The sequence below is a fragment of the Rufibacter sp. XAAS-G3-1 genome (assembly GCF_013623775.1).
Taxonomy (GTDB): Bacteria; Bacteroidota; Bacteroidia; order Cytophagales; family Hymenobacteraceae; genus Nibribacter.
Window position 1 is genome coordinate 1 of sequence record NZ_JABFAM010000058.1, and the last position, 518, is coordinate 518.

Genomic DNA, 518 nt, shown 5'->3' on the forward strand with positions numbered 1-518 from the left:
CGTACTTGTGTAAACGACGGCGAGGCCGTCGGCCGCTGCTGACGTTTACACGTTGTTGTAAAACGTTTTTTTTAAGACCGTTTACTTTATTCTTACAAACTTTCCAGAATGTGAAGTAATATGTAAGTTAACCCTTAAAATGAACTCAATTGTATCTTTTGTACAATTAGTGATTTCGTAGTAAGGCTGCCCAAGTGATACTAAGGCTTTTTGGATATTCGTTAAACTGTCGGTGTGACTTTTAGGTGGAACAAGCTGGAAGCTCCTTTCTGACAAATCTTTTATTGTATAAACTTCTTTATTCCCTGTGTTCAATTCCGTCAAAGTTTTTCCTTTGACTTCAAATTCAAATTTGGGAAAGTTAGAGAACTGCTTATCATAAAGCACCTTATATTTTCCATTCTCCAGATAGCACGCCTTGTCTGCGAACTTGAATCCGAGACAAAACATTAATGATATGTAGATTAATTTTTTCAAATGTTTTACAACGGCCGCTGCTAAACGACGGCCAAGAGTTT

General features: G+C 37.1%; 1 protein-coding gene. It reads right to left on the reverse strand.

What is annotated here, in order from left to right:
- Window positions 1–81: 81 nt before the first annotated feature.
- Window positions 82–518, reverse strand: a 437-nt coding sequence (locus tag HHO50_RS21130; protein WP_219921624.1) for a hypothetical protein, incomplete at its 5' end; no start/stop codon positions are given.